Origin of the sequence: Vannielia litorea (assembly GCF_019801175.1) — a bacterium.
GTDB classification, from domain to species: Bacteria; Pseudomonadota; Alphaproteobacteria; order Rhodobacterales; family Rhodobacteraceae; genus Vannielia; species Vannielia litorea_B.
The window spans coordinates 1,380,860-1,400,985 of the sequence record NZ_JAHVJR010000001.1 but is presented as its reverse complement, the minus strand read 5'-3'; the positions used below and the strand labels follow the sequence as shown (position 1 = coordinate 1,400,985).

Sequence of the window (20,126 nt, the reverse complement as noted above, 5' to 3'; positions counted from 1 at the left end):
TGAACGGCGTTGCGGGAAATCCGGCGGTAGGATCTTGGGGTGGGCGGGTTGGACTAGGGTAACCGGCTCAGGCGGCGACCTGCTCCATCGCCTCGGCGGTGGCCTCGAGGGCCAGCATGATTGAGGCGTGCCGGTTGCGGAAGTCGCGCGCGGGGAGCAGCACCTCGTAGTCTTCGAAGGGGGCGGAGGGCACCGGGCCGTCTGCCGTGAGCATGGCCTTCAACTCGTCGCGGGCCTTGGTAATCTCGTCCGCCGTGCGGCCGATCACATGGGCGCCGACGATGGAGGCTGAGGCCTGGCCGAGGGCGCAGGCTTTCACATCCTGCCCGAATTGCGCCACGCGGCCCTCTTCTATCACCAGATCGACGGTGACGGTGGAGCCGCAGAGGGGGGAGCGCTTCTTGACTGTGACCTGCGGAGACTCCAGCCGGTCGGTCAGGGGGATGTCGCCCGCCAGCGAGAGAATCTTGCCCGAGTAGAGCTTGATCAGGTCGTTTTCGGCGTTCATAAGCTGGCCTCCGGCGCGTGCTCCCCTTAGATAGCGGCGCGGCGGCGGAATGCAAAGGAGCGGGCATGTCGTTTGACACCGAGACATTGGTCTATGACGCGAAGGGGTTGATCCCCGCCGTGGCGCAGGACGCCGAGAGCGGCGAGGTGCTGATGGTGGCGTGGATGAACGCCGAGGCCGTGGCGCGGACGCTGGAGACCGGGCGGGTGACCTACTGGTCGCGCTCGCGCGCAAGCTTCTGGGTGAAGGGAGAGACCTCGGGCCACGTGCAGACGCTGGTGGAACTGCGAGTAGATTGCGACCGCGATTGCCTGCTGCTGCTGGTGCATCAAGAAGGCCCGGCCTGCCACACCAACCGGCGCAGCTGCTTTTACACTGCAGTTCGGGACGGCGAAGAGGTGGTGATCTCGGAGCCGATCGCGGGCTAGAGGCCGACCATCCGGCGGATATCTTCGGGCGAGAGGCCATCATCCCGGTAGCGGGCAATGGCGCGGGCGTCATCGCGTTTGGCGAGGCGCTTGCCGGCGTCGTCGCGGATGAGGCGGTGGTGGTGGTAGCGCGGGGTGGGCAGGCCGAGGAGTCGTTGGAGCACAACGTGGATCTTGGTGGCCTCGGCGAGATCAGCGCCGCGCACCACATGGGTGATCTGCTGGGCGGCATCGTCGATCACCACGGCGAGGTGGTAGCTGGTGCCCATGTCGCGCCGCGCGAGAACAACATCGCCGACGGTTTCGATCATCTCATCGGCGTCGATCAGGTGCTCTCCGGCACCCTCCGGACCGGTTTCGACATAGCGGAGAGGCAGGTCGTTCCGGTGAGCGAGCAGGCTCATGGCCTTGTGCATATCAAGCCGAAGGGCGGTGTCATCCGGCATTTCGACGAGCCCGCCACGGGTGCCATTGCCGCGACAGGTGCCGGGGTAGATCAGGCCGTCGGGGCCGAAATGGCGCGTGCCTTCCTGCGGGGCGGAGACGGCGGCGGCAATGTCGCGCCGGTTGCAGGTGCAGGCAAAGAGAAGGTCTTCGCGCCAGAGGTGCGCAAGCGCGTTCCTGTAGGCGGCAAGGCGGGTGGATTGGCGCAGAACGGGCTCGGGCCACCAGATGCCAAGCCAACGCAGATCGTCGAAGATCTGCCCTTCCCATTCCGGGCGGGCGCGGGACTGGTCGATGTCTTCGATCCGGAGGAGGAAGGTGCCACCGGCCTCAAGGGCCATGTCATGGGCGAGCATGGCCGAATAAGCATGGCCCAGATGCAGCGGGCCGGTGGGAGATGGGGCGAAGCGGGTGGTGAATGTCACGCCGGTTCAACGGGTTGCGCGGCAGAGTTCAACCATGCCTGCCAGTCTTCCTTGGCGCGGTCGGTATAGGCCTTGTAGCGGTCCTTGCGGCCGCGCCGCCCGCCTTTGGCGTCGACCGGGGGGAAGAGCCCGAAATTCACGTTCATCGGCTGGAAGGTCTTGGCCTCGGCGCCGCCGGTGATGTGCGTGACGAGCGCGCCCATGGCGGTGGTTTGCGGGACCGGGGGGAGCGTTTCGCCACGCAGCTCCGCCACGGCGAGGCGCCCGGCGAGGAGGCCCATTGCAGTGCTTTCGACATAGCCTTCGACGCCGGTGATCTGCCCGGCGAAGCGGATATGGGGCTGGGATTTCAGGCGCATTTCGGAATCGAGCAGCGTGGGGCTGTTGAGGAAGGTGTTGCGGTGGATGCCGCCGAGGCGGGCGAATTGGGCGTTCTCCAGGCCGGGGATCATCCGGAATACAGAGGTTTGCGCGCCGTACTTCATCTTGGTTTGGAAGCCGACAATGTTGTAGAGCGTGCCCAGTTTGTTGTCGCGCCGGAGCTGGACGACGGCATAGGCCTTCTCATCCGGCTTGTGGGTGTTTGTGAGGCCGATGGGCTTCATCGGGCCGTGGCGCAGGGTTTCGCGGCCGCGCTCGGCCATGACCTCGATGGGCAGACAGCCGTCGAAGTATTTCGCCGTTTCGCCTTCGCGGAACTCGGTTTTGTCGGCCTCGAGCAGCGCGTCGATGAAGGCCTCGTATTGGGCCTTGGTCATCGGGCAGTTCATGTAGGCGGTGCGCTCTTCTTCGGTCTCGCCCTTGTCGTAGCGGGACTGCATCCAGGCGACGTTCATATCGACGGTGTCGGCATGGACGATGGGTGCGATGGCATCGAAGAAGGCGAGCGCCTCGGCGCCGGTTTCAGAGGCAATTGCCTCGGCGAGCGCACCCGAGGTGAGCGGGCCGGTGGCGATGATGGCCGGGCCGTCTTCCGGCTTGGGCAGGGCGGTGAGTTCCTGTTCCGAAACAGTGACTAGCGGGTGGCTCTTCAACTGGCCCGTTATCCACTCTGCGAAGGGCTCACGGTCGATCCCGAGGGCGGAACCGGCGGGCAGCGCGTGACGGTCGGCGGAGGAGATCACGAGGCCCTTAGCGGCGCGCATCTCCCAGTGGAGGAGGCCCACCGCGTTCTGCTCGTCGTCATCGGAGCGGAAGGAGTTGGAGCAGACCATCTCGGCAAAGTTGCCGGTCTGGTGGGCGAAGGTGCCGACATGGGGGCGCATCTCGTGGAGCACCACGGGCTGGCCGGCGGAAACGGCCTGCCAGGCGGCCTCGGAGCCGGCCATGCCTGCGCCGATGATATGGAGGGGCTTGGTCATGGGGCGGAGATAGGGCCTCCGCCCCGATTTGGAAAGCCCTCAGCGCTGGCCGACGAAATCCCAGACCATGCTGCGCTCCAGCAGGGGGCGCAGGGGGCGAACCGGTGCGAACTGGCGCGTGGCGGCGGGCGCACGGGCGCTGCGGGGGCCGCCGATGGCGGCGGTGAGGCCGAGGGCGAGGCGGGTTTCGTCGGTGGAGATAGTGCCGGAGATGTGGCTGTGGCTGGCGCCGACATAGAGCGAGACGGGCGCGGAGGGCAGGTGGTAGCGCAGGCCGAGGTCGAGCGTGGTGGCAGTGAGGGCGGTGCTGGCCTCATCGGCATCGACCACGGCGAGCCTGCCGGTGATCGCGAGTTGGTCGGTGATCGCCTGCTCCAGACCGATGGAGCCAAAGATGTAATCCATCTCCGAAGGGTCGGCGCGGCCCATGCCGGCACGGGCGGTGAGGGTGGTGGCGGGGGTCAGGCTCCAGATTCCCTCGATCCCGGCCTCGATGGTGCTTGCCTCGGTGTCATTGGCATCGGAATAGGCGAGGAACAGGCCGTATTTGGCCTGCTGCGATGGCTGGAGGTAGAGGTGGGCGGCGATATTGCCGAACCAGACCTCGCCATAGTCGACCACGCCGACATCGAGCTGAAAGCCGTGATGCGCGGTGATGGCGAAATCGGCGCTGGCGTCGAGCGTGGAGAGGCTGCCGCTTTCGCCCGAGAGGTGGCCGAAGGTGAGCTCGGCGGCAGAGAAGCCGATGGCGGAGCTTTGGGCGCTGAGAGGGACGGGCAGCAGGAAGCTGGCCACGGCAAGGGCTGCCGCAGTGATGCGGGTTTTCATGGTCTGATCCTCGATGTGAGTGTCAGGGCCCCCGATCCACCGGCCCGTCCGTTCAGCTTAAGGTTTGCCCGAATTCGCGCTCAATTAGAACAATTACCGTAACGGATGGTTAACCTGTGCGGCGGCGCGGCGCTCAGACCAGCGCGATGGTTTCGCGCTGGGTCGGGTCGGGGTAGGGGCGGTAGAGGCCCACGTCGATCGAAGCGATCATCTGGTGCATCTGCTCATAGAGCCGCTCGGCATCCGGCCCCTTCTCGGTGAGCGATGAGAGTGCGGTATCGAGGGCGCGCAGTGAGGGGATCTCGATATCGAGCAGGAAGTCGGTGTGACGCCCCGAGGCGAGGCCGACCTTGCGGCGCACCAACCGGTAGCTGCCGATATGGCCGTTGGCGAGCAGCCAGGTCATCCAGGCCTCGGTGGCGGTGGCAAAGCCAAGGGCGCGGCTGCCCTGCTTCAGTTCGATCATGCAGTGGTAGAGGATCAAGGCCCGGTCTCCCGCGTGGTGCGGAAGGACCATGCACACTGGCCGTTACGACCGGGTTAAGTCTGACATGCCTCGCCAAAAGAAAAGAGGGCGCCGCAAAACACGCGACGCCCCTGAAGTTAAGTCCGTTCGACCAGTGCGGTTACGATGCTAGAGATCAGTCAAGCCGGACCATCCTTTGCGGTACATGGAGTAGGCGCCGCCGCCAGCCACGATGAGGGGCAGGGCGAGGCCGCAGGCCACAAGGACACCGATGCCGAGATTGTCGGCCTCGTATCCTCCGCTTGTGAGGGTGTAGCCCGCGTAGATCACCAGACCGATGGAGGTGACGAGGCGGGTACGGATACCGAAGGCGACCCAGATCGCGATGACGATCAGGAGCGCGTTGACGGCGATGAACTGGGCGGTTTCCACCGGGGCCCGAAAGCCCATTTGCCAGGTTGAGGCCTGAGCGGCAAAGGTGGGAACCACGAGCGTGGAGAGTGCCTGGTTCGCGAGGAGGAACGCGAACGATAGGCGGAAGGCGCATTGCACCATCGGTGTAAGGGTCATTATCTGCTCTGCCTCAAGTGATGATGTATCTCATCGTTGAGTTGAGCATGAGCGCAAATGCTTAACGTGAAAATAGAAAATTATGCAAAACGGAAAACACAAAATGTGCAATCCGCACATATATTCGCGCAGCACGAAACAATCCGCGCCTTGTAAACAAGGGGTTTGACGTAAGCCTCCCGGTCAGGCGCGGCGTAGGTTAACAACCTCGCTACGGGCGGTTTGCATCTTCGCAAAGCTCTCTTTGACCCAGGTTATGGTGCCATCCATCACCGGATCGCCCTTGCGGGAGGCGTGGTAGATCATCCACATATCGGTGCTCGAAAGCTCCTCGCCGCCGGGCACGACCTCGAGATCGGGGTTGCTGGCGGCGACGATATCGACCAGCGGACCGGCCATGTCGGTGGCGCCGACGATCTCGTAGAGCTCGTACATCGATTGCACCCGCATCGAGGGAGGCTCGGGGAAGAACTGGTAGGCCGCCTGATTGAAGGGGGTCGGGTCGAAGTGGTCGCTCAGCGAGACCCAGCCCGAATTTTCCTTGGCGCCGCGGCGGCGATAGACGCTGGAGGTGAGGGTGGCCACCTTCTGGGTGATCACGCGGCCCGACTCCGGGCGCTTGTGCTGGAGCACGAGATCATTCTCACCGAGGCCGTCCTCCATCACCCGCTGGGTGAAGGTGTAGGTCACGTTGCTCAGGGCAGGGCTGCGGTGGGCGATGTTGGGGTAGAGCACGAAGAGCGAGACGATGGGCGGGCAGCCGATGGACAGCCGGGTGCTCTGGCCAGCGGTGCCGTTGCGGATGCTGTTCATCTCGGTTTCGAGCCGCTGTTCGACATCCTCGGCGATCTGCAGCAAGCCGTGGATCATCGGGCTCGGCTCCCAGCCGTCGGCCTTTTTCACGAAGGGCGGCTGACCGAGGATTTCGCCAAGGCGTTCGATCCGGCGGGACATGGTGGCAACGTTGATGCCCAGCGACTGCGCGGCGGAGTTCATCCGGCCATGGCGCGAAAGGGCCAGTGCAAACTTGAGGTCGTCCCACGCGGGCATTCTGTGCTCCTGCTCGTTGTTCTGATCGTTCGATTCGACGACTGCTAAAAATTAGTAGAACGGTTTTGCAGAAAAGTAGAGTGCGTCTCAATGGCGGTAGTTGGCCCAGTTAAGCACAACCGGGTGATGTGTTGCACAAAAATCCTTGCAGAAAGCAAGTGTCCTTACGTCAACCGGAGGGCGGTGGGCCGGAGCGGTTGAGCAGTTCCTTGAGCAGGGCGGTCTGGCGCTCGTTTTGCTCGAGGATGCGGTCCAGCGTACGTTGCTGCCGGGCCGCGCGGGCGCCGGACACCAGCATGATGGCGACCACGATGCCCGTGATGATGACGAGCGGAATGAGACCGGCGATGAAGGAGAGGGTTTGGGGATCGCTCCCCATTATTCCTCACCCCCGGTGTCGGTCCCGCTCTCTGGCGTAGCGTCCGTCCCGCCCTCGGTTTCGGGGGCGTCGTCCTCGTCCTGCTCGGCGATCCAGGCGACCGAGACTACCTCTTCACGCTTGGCGGTGTTGAACACCTTCACCCCGCCTGCGGAGCGCGAGCGGAAGGAGATGCCCTCGACCGGGCAGCGGATCGACTGGCCGGTGGAGGTGGCGAGCATGACCTGATCGGGCATTTCGACCGGGAAGCAGGCGACGATCGGGCCGTGGGGCATGCCCTTGGTCCATGCCGTGACGCCCATGCCGCCGCGTCCGCGGATCGGGTAGTCGTGCGACGAGGAGATCTTGCCGGCACCTTTGGTGGTGACGGTCAGGATCAGGTCTTCGGCGGCAGACATCTCGGCATAGCGCTCCTGAGAGAGCTGGCCCTCGGCCACCACTTCCTCTTCGTCGTCGGCCTCGTCCTCTTCGGTCAGCCCGGCCATGAGGCGGCGCTGCTTGAGGTAGGCCACGCGCTCCTCGGAGGTCGCCTCGAAGTGGCGGATAACCGACATGGAGACCACCTTGTCGCCGTTCGAGAGCTTGATACCCCGCACGCCGACCGAGTTGCGCGAGTTGAACACACGCACATCGGTGGTCGAGAAGCGGATGGCGCGGCCTGCATCGGTGACCAGCATCACGTCATCGTCTTCCGAGCAGATACGGGCGTTGATGAGGCTCATGCCCTCGTTCTCGTCCTCGAACTTCATCGCGATCTTGCCGTTGCGCATGACGTTGGTGAAGTCGGAAAGGCGGTTGCGGCGGACGGTGCCCTTGTCGGTCGCGAAGACGATCTGGAGGTCGTCCCACTCTTCCTCGGGGCGGTCCACCGGCATGATCGCGGCAACGGAGACGCCCTGCGGGATCGGCAGGATGTTGATGATCGCCTTTCCGCGCGAGGTGCGCCCGCCTTGGGGCAGACGCCATGTCTTCAGCTTGTAGGCCATCCCGTCGGTGGTGAAGAACAGCAGCTGCGTGTGGGTATTGGCGACGAAGAGGGTGGTGACCACGTCCTCCTCTTTCAGGTCGCCGCCCGAGAGGCCCTTGCCACCGCGCTTTTGCGCGCGGAAGTCGGCCAGCGGGGTGCGCTTGATGTAGCCGGACTGGGTGACGGTAACGACCATTTCCTCACGCTCGATGAGGTCTTCGTCGTCCATGTCGCCGGACCAGTCGACGATTTCGGTGCGGCGCGGCACGGCGAATTCGTCTTTCACCTCTTTCAGCTCGTTGGCGATGATCTCCATGATCCGGTCGCGGGAGCGGAGGATGTCGAGGTAATCCTTGATCTTGCCGGCCAGCTCTTCGAGCTCGTCAGTGACCTCTTTCACACCAAGTTGGGTGAGGCGCTGGAGCCGCAGCTCGAGGATGGCACGGGCCTGCGCTTCGGACAGGTTGTAGGTGCCATCGTCGTTCATGGTGTGCGACGGGTCGTCGATCAGCCGGATGTAACCCTCGATCTCGGAGGCGGGCCAGCGGCGGGTCATCAGCTTTTCACGCGCTTCGGCGGCGTCGGCGGAGGCGCGGATGGTGGCGACGACTTCATCGACGTTGGAGACCGCCACGGCGAGGCCGCAGAGGATGTGGCTGCGCTCACGGGCCTTGCGCAGCTCGTAGGCGGTGCGGCGGGCCACGACCTCTTCACGGAACGACACGAAGGCCGAAAGGAAGCCGCGCAGAGTGAGCGTTTCAGGCCGGCCGCCGTTGAGCGCCAACATGTTGCAGCCGAAGCTTGTTTGCATCTGGGTGAACCGGAAAAGCTGGTTGAGCACCACCTCAGGGGTGGCATCGCGCTTCAGCTCGATCACCACGCGCACGCCATGCCGGTCGGACTCGTCGGCGATGCCGGAGATGCCCTCCAGCTTCTTGTCGCGGACAAGCTCGGCGATCTTTTCGATCATCGAGGACTTGTTGACCTGATAGGGCACCTCGTCGACGACGATGGCGTAGCGGTCCTTGCGGACCTCCTCGGTGTGGGTCCGCGCCCGGAGGATCACCGAGCCGCGCCCTTCGAGGTAGGCCTTGCGGGCGCCCGACTGGCCGAGGATCACCCCGCCAGTGGGGAAATCGGGGCCGGGGATATGCTCCATCAGCCCGGCGCTGTCGAGATCGGGGTCGTCGATCAGGGCCAGCGTCGCGTCGATCACCTCGCCAAGGTTGTGTGGCGGAATGTTGGTGGCCATGCCCACGGCGATACCGCCCGCGCCATTGACGAGCATGTTCGGAAAGCGGGCAGGGAGGACCGTGGGCTCCTGATCCTTGCCATCGTAGTTGTCGATGAAATCGACAGTGTCCTTGTCGATGTCGGCGAGCAGGGAGCCCGCGACCTTTTCCATCCGGATCTCGGTGTAACGCATGGCGGCGGGCTTATCGCCATCCATCGAGCCGAAGTTGCCCTGACCGTCGAGCAGCGGCAGCGACATGGAAAAATCCTGCGCCATCCGCGCCAGCGCGTCATAGATCGCGCCGTCGCCATGCGGGTGATACTTACCCATCGTGTCGCCGACCGGACGGGCCGATTTGCGGTAGGGTTTGTCATGGGTGTTGTTGGTGTCGTGCATCGCAAAAAGGATGCGGCGGTGCACCGGCTTGAGGCCGTCGCGCAGATCGGGGATCGCGCGGCTCACGATCACGCTCATCGCGTAATCGAGGTAGGATGCTTTCATCTCCTCTTCGATGGTGATCGAAGGGCCGTGGTACTCCGGGCGCTCGGGCGGAGTATCCTCAGTGTTTTCAGGAGGTTCTGGCGTGTCGTTCATAAGGGGTCCCGCATCGGCGCCGCGTGGGCTGGGCGCTTCTAGATTTTGTTGCGGATTTATACAGCCAACACGATATGGGGTGCAACCTGCGCCTCCCTTTTAGGCAAAAGTGCAACGCAACACCGTGATAGGGCGTTGTTTTTATTGAAAAGTAATCGAAGCGTGGCAAGCTCTGTAACAGGGGGGTGACATTGAGAGGCGGAAAGGAGACGCGGTATGGCGGAATCGGAAACCGAACTCATGCTCAGGGGATACGGGCTCACGACGGCGGAGCTGTTCTACCGGATGCCGGATTTTCAGAGCGTTCTCAATACCTTCATCTGGCAGGACTATGACCTTGCGCCGGATCATCCGAGGCTCTTCAAGTTCATCGAGTTCTGGCAGGACGAGATCGAGGGGCCGTTGCACTCGGTGCGGTTCACCCATCGCAAGATGATCTCGCCCGGTGAGTGGCGCAACGTGACCGGTGAGTTCACCTATCATTGATGCTCAGCGGAGCGGGGTGAAAAGCCTTCCCGAAGATTTCTCGGGCACCAAGAATTCTCGTGAAAATTTTTTTGCTCAGGCGCGGCGGGTGGCGGCGTAGATCCAGATCGCCATGAGCCCGAGAGAGATGAGCGCGTTCCACGAGGGCATGGAGAGCATCAGGAACTCGCCCGCCGACTGGTCGCACATCACCGGGGCCGCGCCCGTAGGGTCGAGCAGCGAGGCGCCGTCCATCCCGCCGAGGCCCGTGCCGGTGCATGAGGAGGGGCCATCCCAGTATTTGCGCTCGACGCCGGTGTGAAAGATGCCGATGCCCGCCGTGGTCGCCGCCGCCAGTGCCCCGAGCCAGGCCAGCAGCCGGTGGCCCGCATGGAGGCCCGGCAGCAGCATGATCAGCACAGCGATGCCGAAGGCGGCCCAATGGGGGTAGCGCTGCCAAAAGCACATCGCGCAGGGCGCCATTCCGAAGCCGTATTGAAATACCCATGCGCCGATCACCATGGCGAGCGAGCCGAGACCGGCGAGGGAGGCGTAGCGTTTGAGCATCAGATGTATCTCACAAGGAAGAAGCCGCCGACGAGGATCACCACGAAGAGGGTGAACATCAGCCCGAGGCGTTGTTCGATGAAATCGCGGATCGGCGTGCCGAACTTCCAAAGCAGCCCGGCGACGATGAAAAAGCGCAGGCCGCGCGCGATGATCGAGGTGATGACGAAGGTGGCCAGCGGCATCCCCGTCCAGCCCGACATGATGGTGATCACCTTGAAGGGGAAGGGGGTCAGGCCAGCCGTCAGCACCGCCCAGAAGCCGAAATCGTTGAAGCGGGTGTTGAACTCGGCCATCGCGTCGCCCTTGCCTAGCGCGGCGAGGATCGGCTGGCCGACGCTGTCGAACAGCAGTGCGCCGATGGCATAGCCCAGCAGGCCGCCCAGCACCGAGGAGACGGTGGCGATGCCTGCGATGAGCCAGGCCCGGTGCGGCATGGCCAGCACCATCGGGATCATCAGCACATCGGGCGGAATCGGAAAGACCGAGCTTTCGATAAAGGCGACCGCGGCCAGCACCCAAAACGCATAGCGGCTTGTGGCTTGGCGGATCGTCCAGTCATAGAGGGAACGCAACATGCTCGGTGCCCGTTATCGGTTTGGGGCCAGTAGCCATGCAGGCTCGGTGACGTCAAGGGAGACACCATCATGAAGTGGAGAGGACGGCGCGGCAGCCGGAATGTGATCGACCGGCGCGGCGTGAGCGCGGGCAAGGCGGGTGGCATCGGCGGGGTGGGGCTGATCATCGTGCTGGTGGTGGGCTACTTCCTTGGTATCGACGTGACCCCGCTACTGAACGGCGGCGGCGTGCCGGTGCAATCGACCGAGACGCGTGAGTTGAGCGCCGAGGAGCAGGCCGCCGGGCAGTTCGTGAGTGTGGTGCTGGCCGATACAGAGGAAATCTGGGGGCAGGTATTCCCCGAGCAAGTGGGGCGCGAGTATCGCCCGGCGCAGCTTGTGCTGTTCTCGGGCCGGGTGGCTTCGGGCTGTGGCGGCGCGAGCGCGGCGACTGGGCCGTTCTATTGCCCGGCGGACCGGCGCGCCTATCTCGACACGCAATTCTTTGCCACGCTGCAAAACCGGCTTGGCGCAAAGGGCGATTTTGCGGCGGCCTATGTGGTGGCCCATGAGATCGCCCACCATGTGCAGAACGAGTTGGGCATTCTCGGTCAGGTGAACGAGGCTAAGGCGGCAGCGGGTGAGCAGCGGCGCAACGAGCTGAGCGTGCGCACCGAACTTCAGGCAGATTGCCTGTCGGGCGTCTGGGCGCATTATGCCGAGGCGCAGCTTGGTACGGTGGAGCCGGGCGATCTGGACGAGGCGCTCAACGCCGCCCGGCAGATCGGGGATGATACGCTTCAGCGCAACGCCGGGCGCACGCCGATGCCGCACACCTTTACCCACGGCTCCGCTGCCCAGCGGCAGGAGTGGTTCGCGCGGGGGTATGAGAGCGGCCGGATGGATGCTTGCGACACATTCGGCACCAGCCGCCTCTAAGGTTTACAGGTCCGGCACGGCGAGGATCTTGCTGACCTCGCCGCCGTCGGTCTCGAACACCAGCAGGTAGCCATCGGCATAGCTGCTCTCGACCTCGCCCTTGGGGCCGACGACATAGGCCATGTTGGTCTCGTAGTCGTAGTAGCCGGTGGGGGTGCCGAGCAGGGCCTCCACCGCCTCGGGCGTGGCGCCGACGAGGCTGTTGCTGGCCAGAAGGTCGGCCACCATCGCCCCGCGGCCCTCTTGATCTGCCCCGGCCCAGGCCTCGGGCGTGAAGCTCTCACTCCCAAGCCGTGACCATGCCGCCGGATCGGCGCCTTCTTCCTTACAGGCGCCGAGCATGGCGAGCAGGCTGCCGAGAACGGCCACCCTACAGACCCGCCCGATCATGGCGCGATGACCTTGAGGCGGCCATTGTCGAGCGCCTCCTTGCACATGGCCGAAAGCTCGGCGTTGCTGTTGGACCAGAGCCGGGAGTTGATCATGCCGCTGATCGAAAAGGGCACGATATTGTCGGCGGCGTGGTTCACCTCGGTAAAGAAGGTGGAGCCGATCGAGAGGCCGACGAGGTTGTTGTGCATGTCCATCGCCTTCTGGTCCGGCGGGTTGGCCGGATCGCTCTCATGGGCGGAGACGAAGAGATAGGCATCGGCATAGCCCATGTCACGCGAGAGGGTCGAAGACCAGAAGCAGTGGCGGAAGGCATCGGATTTGTCGTTGAGCCCGTTGTGGCCCATCACCGCCTTGGTCTCGTTATAGGCGATGTCCTTGGAGTTGCGGATGATCACCGCATATTGCGGGTGCGTCGCGATGAAGGCTTTTTCGGCGGGGGTCAGCTTGGACCATTGGTCATAAACGCCCATGGATCGTCTCCGGTTAATTGGCAGGTCTGTAAAATGAAGCGCCGAAGCGCGCCTGCACAGTAGGCTTCGGCCGGGCGCACGCAAGCGCCGAATGCGCGGCATGGATTGACCGGCGGAATGGGAGCAGGTATCGGGCGTGCGGTGCTGTGCCGGTGTGGCGGAATGGTAGACGCAGGGGATTCAAAATCCCCCGATGGCAACATCGTGAGAGTTCGAGTCTCTCCACCGGCACCAAGACTTCTCGATTGCGTGATTTGCCTCCGCTGGGAGACCTGTGCGTTTGCGCAGGTGGCAGCGTTTTAGTGTGGGTTCAGGAGCGGAAAATGCGGCTCCTCGCTTTGCGGTTGAGAATTTCTTCCGCCTCGCCAATAGGTTGCAGTGTCGGGTCCGGCAGGGCGATTTCGAGCCAGGTTCGCGGGCGCGGAATCGATTCGACGAAAATTCTGGCCTACCCCAACGTCAATCCGGGGTCTGTCCGGGCATTGGTGCAAAATCGCGAACACTTCCGCTCGCCTCATAGTTGCCACAATCTCCGACGCCAAAAATGTGATCTGGAGGGTTAACCGTTGCGAAACGCGAAACAATTTCACGTCAAGCTTTGCATTCTGCTGAGGTGGCTCGGCAGGCGGGAAATCGCTCATAACATGTTAACTTATTGAATATACGTAAAAAGAGAGATGAATGCAGTGCAGTTTAGACCCCGCAGCGGGCCGACCAGCAGTTTCGCGAGGTGCGACAAAAGCGTGCCCAAATCTGGGCAGGTATGGATGCGCCCGGCACGCTTTTGCCCCAAAGGTGCCACTTTTCACTTCCGGGCCGGGCCGATGCATGGGTATACCGAACCTGCCCAACTGGGGGGCGAAGTTTGCTGGCTGCGGGGGCGGCCGCTCGATGACGCAGAGGACATTCTGCGGGATCGGTGCGTGTGCGCTGTCCCCATCTGACAGCCGAACACGATAGGTGAGGAAGCGACCGGTCGCTGCAGACCTGTGACCTTCCGAAAACCAAACCGGAGCGTTTGCTGGCGTTCCGGTCACCGTTCCCCTTTTGGCTGACGAGTGCGTGTCGCGCGGAACCGCTATTGGCCGGTATCGCCGCTCGGCGGGTGTGTAGTGAAGGAACGTTTGAAGGACGACGGACAAGGCAGTGCGAGCCTAGCTCGAGTGTAAGACAGGGCATTTCCCCTGTCGCCGCAGTTCCCGACCCATGGTGTTCGATCCGGCCGTTTGGGGCCGCTGGTGAAATGAAACGCGCGGGGTCGCTGCAGGCCGTATCCGCGTCGCAGGGGAAGATGTGATGACGAAGGTAACGCTGGACTTCAACGGCGAAAGTGCAGGCACCGTCATAGACGACGAGTATGCCTCCAAAGGCGTGACGATCTCTTCGATCGTTGACGGCAAGGTCAACTACTACAAGAGCCCGGCGATGATCTTCGACACGTCGAACCCGACGGGCGGCGACCATGACCTGGCCACCTCGAACCTCGGCAATGTGCTGATCATCTCTGAGGATGGCGACTCGAACGACCCCGATGACGAGGCCTGCGGCGGCACGCTGGTGTTCGATTTCACCGAAGAGGTCACCTTCCACTCGCTGACCCTGCTGGACGTGGAAGAGGGCGCCAAGATCAAGTTCTACGACGATAATGGCCACTACATGGGCTACCATTACGTCACCACGGCCAACAACGGCCAGTGCAACGTGGACTTCGGCAATATCGAAGGTGTCGGCAAGGTCGAGGTCGTGTTCAACGGCTCCGGCGCCGTCGACAACGTGTCCTACACCACGCCTGCGCCCGAGGGTGACGGCATCGTGGAAGGCACCGGCGGTGACGACCTGATCGACACCACCTACGAGGGCGACCCCGAGGGCGACAAGATCGACAACAATGATGCGATCCTGCCCGGCGAAGGCCCGAACGACGATATCGTTGTGGCCGGTGACGGCGACGACGCCGTGCTGGCCGGTGAGGGCAATGACGAGGTCTATGGTAACGGCGGCTCCGACACGCTCGAGGGCGGCGCGGGCGACGATATCCTGATCGGCGATGCTTCCGGCCCCTATGGCAATGGCGCGGGAGTGACCACCTCGACCCAGGAAGCCTTCAAGTGGTCCGAGCTGAAGGACTACCACGGCGGGAGCCTGCAGAACGGCGAAAAGATCGTCAGCCAGAGCCAGGACACCGGCGAAAACGTGGTGACCCTGACGCTCAACAAGTCGTACGACAACACCTTCTCGACCGATCAGCAGAAGGTGCATTCGATCGATACCGGTGAGCTGCCGGGCGCAAATGCCCACTCCTCGCTGGAGAGCGAGCTGGACTACAAGGGCGACAGCCAGACCTACACGCTGGAGTTCGAGAAAGACGCCGAGAACGTGTCGTTCCGGGTGAACGACATTGACTTCGACAGCACCGTGGTCATCACCGCCTATGATGCCGAGGGCAACAAGATCCCGGTCGACATGAGCGCGGGCGACGGCGTCTCGCTCTACGACAACGACAGCGCGGCCGGTTTCGATACCGCCGTGTCCAAAGGCGGCGGCGCCGCAGACACCTCGCCGACCTACTCGGCGCTGGTCAGCGTGCCTGGCCCGGTAGCCAAACTGGTCATCACCCATGTTCAGGACGGCTACAGCGACAGCGGCGTGAACGTCACCGACATCTACTTCGACACCATCACCGGTGAAGGTGAGGGCGAAGGTGTGCCGGGCAATGACACTATCCTTGGCGGTCTGGGCAACGACTACATCGAAGGCAACGCCGGGGCGGATTACCTCGACGGTGGCGAAGGCGCCGATACGGTGATGGGCGGCGACGATGCCGATACCATCGTGGGCGGCGCGGGCGACGTGGTTGATGGCGGCGCCGGCGGCGACGACAACGACACCCTCGACCTGACCCTCGGCGAGCCCTTCTACCTGAAGGATCTGGAGCCCGACTCCAACGGCAACGGCTGGAACGGCACGGTTGTCTACGTCGATGCCGATGGCAAGCCGACCGGCGAGACGATGACCTTCACCGAGATCGAAAACATCAACGGCACCCCGGCCAACCAGCTGCCGGTGGCGGGTGATGATGTGGCCAAGGGTGACATCCTGAACCCGGTCACGATCGACGTGCTCGGCAACGATACCGACCCGGATGGCGACACGCTGACCATCGACAGCATCACCCAGCCCGCTGCTGGCGGCACCGTGGTGGACAATGGTGATGGCACCGTGACCTTCACCCCCGATGGGACCGTGGATGGCGACGTGACCTTTGAATACACCGTCAGCGACGGCAAAGGCGGGTTCGACACGGCCAGCGTGACCGTTACCCTGCGGGACGGGATCGTGGAGGGCACGGCCGGCAACGATTACATCGACGAAGCCTATGAGGGTGACCCCGAGGGCGACATGGTCGACGGCGGTGACAACATCTTTGGCGGCGGTCCGGACGATGACATCATCGACGCTGGCGCAGGCGATGACGTGGTCAAGGCCGGTGTGGGCGATGACGTTGTTTTCGGTGGTGACGGCAACGACAGCATCTACGGCCGCGGCGGCAACGACATTCTCGATGGTGGCGCGGGCAACGACTACATCGAAGGTGGCCAGAACGACGACATCATCGCCGGCGGCGAAGGAAACGACACCATCTACGGTCAGGGCGGCAACGACCAGATCGACGGTGGCGCGGGCGACGACTGGATCCGTGGTGGTCAGGATGCCGACGTGATCGAAGGCGGTGACGGCAACGACACCATCGACGGCATGAGCGGTGACGACACTCTCTCCGGTGGAGCCGGCGACGACACCATTCAAGGCGGTGGCGGCGAAGACCTCATCGATGGTGGCTCCGGCAATGACACGCTGATCGGCGGCAACAACAAGGACCACATAATCGGTGGCGACGGCTCCGATTACGTCGAGGGTGGCGGCTCTGATGACTACATCAACACCTCCGGCAATCTCGATGCCTATGGTGTGTCCGGCTCGCCCGATCAGGGCTATCCGGGCATCTGGGCGCCTGATGCGGACCCCTATGATGACCGCGACACCGTTTATGGCGGTGATGGCAATGACACCATCATCACCGGCGACGATGACGACTACATCGAGGGCGGTGCTGGCAACGACAAGATCGATGCGGGCTTCGACGACGACACCGTGCTGGGTGGCGACGGCGACGACATCATCGTAGGCGGCGAGGGCAACGACTACCTCGACGGCGGCGCGGGCAATGACATCATCTATGGTGGCCTGAACCCGGTCTTCCCCGATGCTCTGAATATCCCCGATGACGCGGGCGATCTGCGCCCCGACAACGGCGATGACGTGATCCACGGCGGTGCCGGCAACGACACCATCTACGGCCAGGACGATGACGACCTGATCTACGGCGACGAGGGCGACGATTACATCGACGGCGGCGTTGACGACGACGAGATCTACGGTGGCACCGGCAATGACACGATCATCGGCGGCCAGGGTGTCGACAAGCTCTACGGCGACGATGACCGTGACACCTTCCTCGGCGGCAACGCGGGCGACCACGTTGACGGCGGCTCGGGTGGCGATGACTACGACACGCTGAACCTCACCGGCTCGGACGTGGACTACATCCAATACACCTCGCCCGACCGCGAGGACGGCATCGTGCACTTCAACGATGGCGGCACGATGACTTTCGAGGAAATCGAGAACGTCATTCCCTGCTTCACCCCCGGCACGCTGATCGCGACGCCGCGTGGAGAGGTGGCCGTGGAAGAGCTGAAGGTGGGCGACAAGGTCATCACCCGCGACAACGGCATCCAGGAGATCCGTTGGCTGGGCCGGACCGATGTGGACACTGTGGAGCTGATGAAGCGCCCCGCGCTGCGTCCGGTTCGCATTGCCAAGGGCGCGCTCGACGGCAACCTGCCGGAGCGTGACATGCTGGTGAGCCCGCAGCACCGCGTGCTGGTGGCCTCCGACCGCGCCGCTCTCTACTTCGAGGAGCGCGAGGTTCTGGTGGCGGCCAAGCATCTGGTGAACGGGGCAGGGATCGCAGAGGCGCAGGATGTGGCCTCGGTGACCTACATCCACTTCATGTTCGACCAGCATGAGGTGGTGCTCTCCGACGGAGCCTGGACCGAAAGCTTCCAGCCCGGCGACTACACCCTCGACGGGCTCGACAGCGAGCAGCGTGAGGAGCTTCTGGCGCTCTTCCCCGAGTTGAAGGAGAAAGAGGGCCTCGCAGGCTACACCGCCGCGCGGAAGACCCTGAAGAAGCACGAGGCCCTGTTGCTCTCCGAGTGACCGGCCCAACGCCCGGCGGCCTTATGCGTCGCCGGGTGCCGTGCCGCTCCGGCTCCTAGTTGGGCCGGGCGGGGCACAGAAGACCGATCCGCGCCCCGGTTGCCTTGGGGCGGGTCCGCAAGGGCCTATGGTGGCAGCCGATCACGGGCGATCCCCGAGGGGACATATGCAGCCTGTCCGCGTGGTGTGAGCCACGCGGACAATTCTCCGCCCGGGGCGGGGATTCGCGGTGCCGCGCTGCAGAAGCGGAGAGCCCTGCCCAAGATTGCAGCAAACTCTGCGTTGCAGAGAAACTGACCCTGCGGAACTCACGGGATTGTTCACTGTTCGTGAACAGAACAGGGCGAAATGCCGCCACGTCACGAACAATTAGGCAGAAATTGACCGGTTTTATGGTGTAACGGAGGCGCGCTGCTAACAGGTGCCGGACCTTGCTGCGCTGCCGCATAAGTATCGTCTGGCCGGATCCGTGGGGGATTTGAACATGGCCATCATCAATGGCACCAATAACGGTGAGACGCTGATCGGGACCGCCGTCGATGACATCATCAATGGCTTTGGCGGGAACGATACGATCTTCGCAGGTGCCGGAAATGACGTGATCTCCGGTGGCACGGGCGATGACACGGTTTATGGCGGCGCTGGCAACGACTTCTGGCTCGCAGACGGCACCGACAGCGGCAACGATACGGTTTATCTCGAAGAGGGCGATGACACCGCCGAACTCGGGTTTCTCTACCCCACGCTCGGCAATGAGATCATCGATGGCGGCACGGGGAGCGACACGTTTTCCCTCGCTGGCAGCGCCGTCACCAACTTCAACCTGAACGCGACCATCTCCGAAAATGGCACGGTGACCGGCAACTGGATCACCACGGCGACCAATTTCGAGAACCTGCTGGGCGGCAACGGCAATAACATCCTGACCGGCAATTCGGCGGCCAACGTGATCAACGGCGGCGCGGGCAACGACCTCATCAATGGCGGTGGCGGCGATGACACGCTGATCGCGGGTGACGGGTTCGATACCGTGAATGGCGGCACCGGCAATGACACGATCTTCGGCGGTGGCGACAACGATGTGCTGAACGGCGGCGACGATGCCGATACCTTCATCATCAACACCCTTGGCTCCTCCGGGATCACCGGAACCACGGTCAACGGCGGCTCGGGCGGAAACGACTTTGACACGCTGGATATCACCCCGCTGCTGGCGCAGGGCTTCGAGATTCAGAACCTCGTTCTGAACCCTGAAAACAACGGCCAACCGGGGTTCAATGGTCAGATTCAGCTCTACAACCCGCTGACCAACACCTGGGCCAACGTCAACTTCACCGACATCGAAGAGATCATTCCCTGCTTCACGCCGGGCACGATGATCGCTACCGCCGAAGGCGAGGTGCCGGTGGAGACGCTGAAGGTCGGCGACCGGGTGATGACCCGCGACAACGGCCTCCAGACCATCCGCTGGGTCGGGCGCAAGACGCTCGGCAAGGCCGCGCTGCAGCGCCAGCCCGAGCTGCGGCCGGTGCGCGTGGCCAAGGGCGCAATGGGGCAGGGGCTGCCCGAGCGCGACATGCTGGTGAGCCCTCAGCACCGCCTGCTGGTGACCGGCGATCATGCCGCGCTCTGGTTCGAGGACCGCGAGGTGCTGGTGGCCGCGCTGCACATGATCAATGACAGCACGATCCGCCGGGCCGACGTGGAAGAGGTGACCTATATCCACGTCCTCTTCGACCAGCACGAGGTCGTGCTCTCCGATGGCGCGTGGACCGAGAGCTTTCAGCCGGGCGACCGCACGCTTGCGGGCCTCGACGGCGCGGCGCGCAACGAGCTGCTCACGCTCTTCCCCGAACTTTCGGCCCCGGAAGGCTGCAATGGCTACCTCGCTGCACGCCGGGTGCTGAAGCGTCATGAGGCGGCTCTGGTCGCGGTCTGAACGGCCCCGAAAACTCCATTTTGACGGGGGCTGAACGCCCCTTTGCAGCCATGGGTAGAATTACTCCTAATGGTTGAAAACGCATGCTTTTTTTAACCTGCTGCCTCATTCCTGCCGCCAAATAACCCTTTGGTTTTCAGCTTTTCTCAAAGTTTTGCCGCTTTAGTCCGCCATATCCGTCCATGGGAAGGGGCCGCATTGGCTCTGCATGGACGTTTTTACCGACTGCGATGGTTGCAGAGACACCCACGCAAACGAA

The 20,126-nt window shown here is 63.4% G+C and carries 18 protein-coding genes and 1 tRNA gene; 6 read left to right on the top strand and 13 right to left on the bottom strand.

Annotation, left to right across the window (positions count from 1 at the left end; all coding sequences use genetic code 11):
• Window positions 1–67: 67 nt before the first annotated feature.
• A complete protein-coding gene (locus tag KUV38_RS06920; protein ID WP_222469341.1) occupies window positions 68–508 on the bottom strand; it encodes an iron-sulfur cluster assembly scaffold protein in 441 nt (146 codons plus the stop codon).
• 65 nt (window positions 509–573) lie between these two features.
• On the opposite strand from KUV38_RS06920, the gene hisI reads away from it, so the two are divergent.
• Window positions 574–936, top strand: a complete 363-nt coding sequence (gene hisI / locus KUV38_RS06915) for a phosphoribosyl-AMP cyclohydrolase (protein ID WP_222469340.1) — start codon at window positions 574–576, stop codon at window positions 934–936.
• Here the strand turns inward: hisI and gluQRS are convergent.
• From gluQRS to gyrA, 8 genes are all read right to left on the bottom strand, one after another.
• Window positions 933–1,805, bottom strand: coding sequence for a tRNA glutamyl-Q(34) synthetase GluQRS (gene gluQRS / locus KUV38_RS06910; protein WP_222469339.1), 873 nt, complete (start codon window positions 1,803–1,805; stop codon window positions 933–935). The genes hisI and gluQRS overlap by 4 nt on opposite strands.
• Window positions 1,802–3,166 carry a methylenetetrahydrofolate--tRNA-(uracil(54)-C(5))-methyltransferase (FADH(2)-oxidizing) TrmFO gene (gene trmFO / locus KUV38_RS06905; RefSeq protein ID WP_222469338.1) on the bottom strand — a complete coding sequence of 455 codons (1,365 nt, stop codon included), beginning with the start codon at window positions 3,164–3,166 and terminating at the stop codon, window positions 1,802–1,804. Before trmFO ends, gluQRS begins: the two co-directional genes overlap by 4 nt.
• A gap of 39 nt (window positions 3,167–3,205) precedes the next feature.
• On the bottom strand, window positions 3,206–3,994 hold the full coding sequence (locus tag KUV38_RS06900) for a hypothetical protein (protein WP_222469337.1): 789 nt from the start codon (window positions 3,992–3,994) through the stop codon (window positions 3,206–3,208).
• A 133-nt stretch (window positions 3,995–4,127) separates the two neighbouring features.
• Window positions 4,128–4,511: a DUF6614 family protein gene (locus tag KUV38_RS06895; protein WP_261385497.1), complete on the bottom strand. Its 384-nt coding sequence runs from the start codon at window positions 4,509–4,511 to the stop codon at window positions 4,128–4,130.
• Between the two features lie 117 nt (window positions 4,512–4,628).
• Window positions 4,629–5,030, bottom strand: coding sequence for a hypothetical protein (locus KUV38_RS06890; protein WP_222469336.1), 402 nt, complete (start codon window positions 5,028–5,030; stop codon window positions 4,629–4,631).
• A 183-nt stretch (window positions 5,031–5,213) separates the two neighbouring features.
• Window positions 5,214–6,080, bottom strand: a complete 867-nt coding sequence (locus KUV38_RS06885; protein ID WP_222469335.1) for a LysR family transcriptional regulator — start codon at window positions 6,078–6,080, stop codon at window positions 5,214–5,216.
• Between the two features lie 169 nt (window positions 6,081–6,249).
• Window positions 6,250–6,459 (bottom strand): hypothetical protein, encoded by a 210-nt coding sequence (locus KUV38_RS06880; RefSeq protein ID WP_222469334.1) that lies wholly within the window; start codon window positions 6,457–6,459, stop codon window positions 6,250–6,252.
• Window positions 6,459–9,254 (bottom strand): DNA gyrase subunit A, encoded by a 2,796-nt coding sequence (gyrA, locus tag KUV38_RS06875; RefSeq protein WP_222469333.1) that lies wholly within the window; start codon window positions 9,252–9,254, stop codon window positions 6,459–6,461. The genes KUV38_RS06880 and gyrA overlap by 1 nt, the downstream gene beginning before the upstream one ends.
• Before the next feature lie 216 nt (window positions 9,255–9,470).
• On the opposite strand from gyrA, the gene KUV38_RS06870 reads away from it, so the two are divergent.
• On the top strand, window positions 9,471–9,740 hold the full coding sequence (locus KUV38_RS06870) for an usg protein (protein WP_222469332.1): 270 nt from the start codon (window positions 9,471–9,473) through the stop codon (window positions 9,738–9,740).
• Between the two features lie 75 nt (window positions 9,741–9,815).
• Here the strand turns inward: KUV38_RS06870 and KUV38_RS06865 are convergent, their stop codons facing one another.
• Entirely contained in the window at window positions 9,816–10,286 is a 471-nt protein-coding gene (locus KUV38_RS06865; RefSeq protein ID WP_222469331.1) for a disulfide bond formation protein B, read from the bottom strand.
• Complete coding sequence (locus KUV38_RS06860; RefSeq protein WP_222469330.1) at window positions 10,286–10,864, bottom strand: YqaA family protein; 579 nt, start codon at window positions 10,862–10,864, stop codon at window positions 10,286–10,288. The genes KUV38_RS06865 and KUV38_RS06860 overlap by 1 nt, the downstream gene beginning before the upstream one ends.
• A 69-nt stretch (window positions 10,865–10,933) precedes the next feature.
• On the opposite strand from KUV38_RS06860, the gene KUV38_RS06855 reads away from it, so the two are divergent.
• Entirely contained in the window at window positions 10,934–11,782 is an 849-nt protein-coding gene (locus KUV38_RS06855) for a neutral zinc metallopeptidase (RefSeq protein WP_222469329.1), read from the top strand.
• Between the two features lie 3 nt (window positions 11,783–11,785).
• Here the strand turns inward: KUV38_RS06855 and KUV38_RS06850 are convergent, their stop codons facing one another.
• Window positions 11,786–12,172, bottom strand: coding sequence for a hypothetical protein (locus tag KUV38_RS06850; RefSeq protein WP_222469328.1), 387 nt, complete (start codon window positions 12,170–12,172; stop codon window positions 11,786–11,788).
• Window positions 12,169–12,645 carry a DUF6973 domain-containing protein gene (locus KUV38_RS06845; RefSeq protein WP_222469327.1) on the bottom strand — a complete coding sequence of 159 codons (477 nt, stop codon included), beginning with the start codon at window positions 12,643–12,645 and terminating at the stop codon, window positions 12,169–12,171. The genes KUV38_RS06850 and KUV38_RS06845 overlap by 4 nt, the downstream gene beginning before the upstream one ends.
• A gap of 148 nt (window positions 12,646–12,793) precedes the next feature.
• On the opposite strand from KUV38_RS06845, the gene KUV38_RS06840 reads away from it, so the two are divergent.
• The 3 genes from KUV38_RS06840 to KUV38_RS06820 all read left to right on the top strand — a co-directional run bounded on the left by KUV38_RS06840 (window position 12,794) and on the right by KUV38_RS06820 (window position 19,867).
• Window positions 12,794–12,879 (top strand) — tRNA-Leu (locus KUV38_RS06840).
• Window positions 12,880–13,941: 1,062 nt separating this feature from the next.
• Window positions 13,942–17,928, top strand: coding sequence for a Hint domain-containing protein (locus tag KUV38_RS20870; RefSeq protein WP_261385169.1), 3,987 nt, complete (start codon window positions 13,942–13,944; stop codon window positions 17,926–17,928).
• Between the two features lie 484 nt (window positions 17,929–18,412).
• Window positions 18,413–19,867 carry a Hint domain-containing protein gene (locus tag KUV38_RS06820; protein ID WP_222469326.1) on the top strand — a complete coding sequence of 485 codons (1,455 nt, stop codon included), beginning with the start codon at window positions 18,413–18,415 and terminating at the stop codon, window positions 19,865–19,867.
• Window positions 19,868–20,126: the final 259 nt, after the last annotated feature.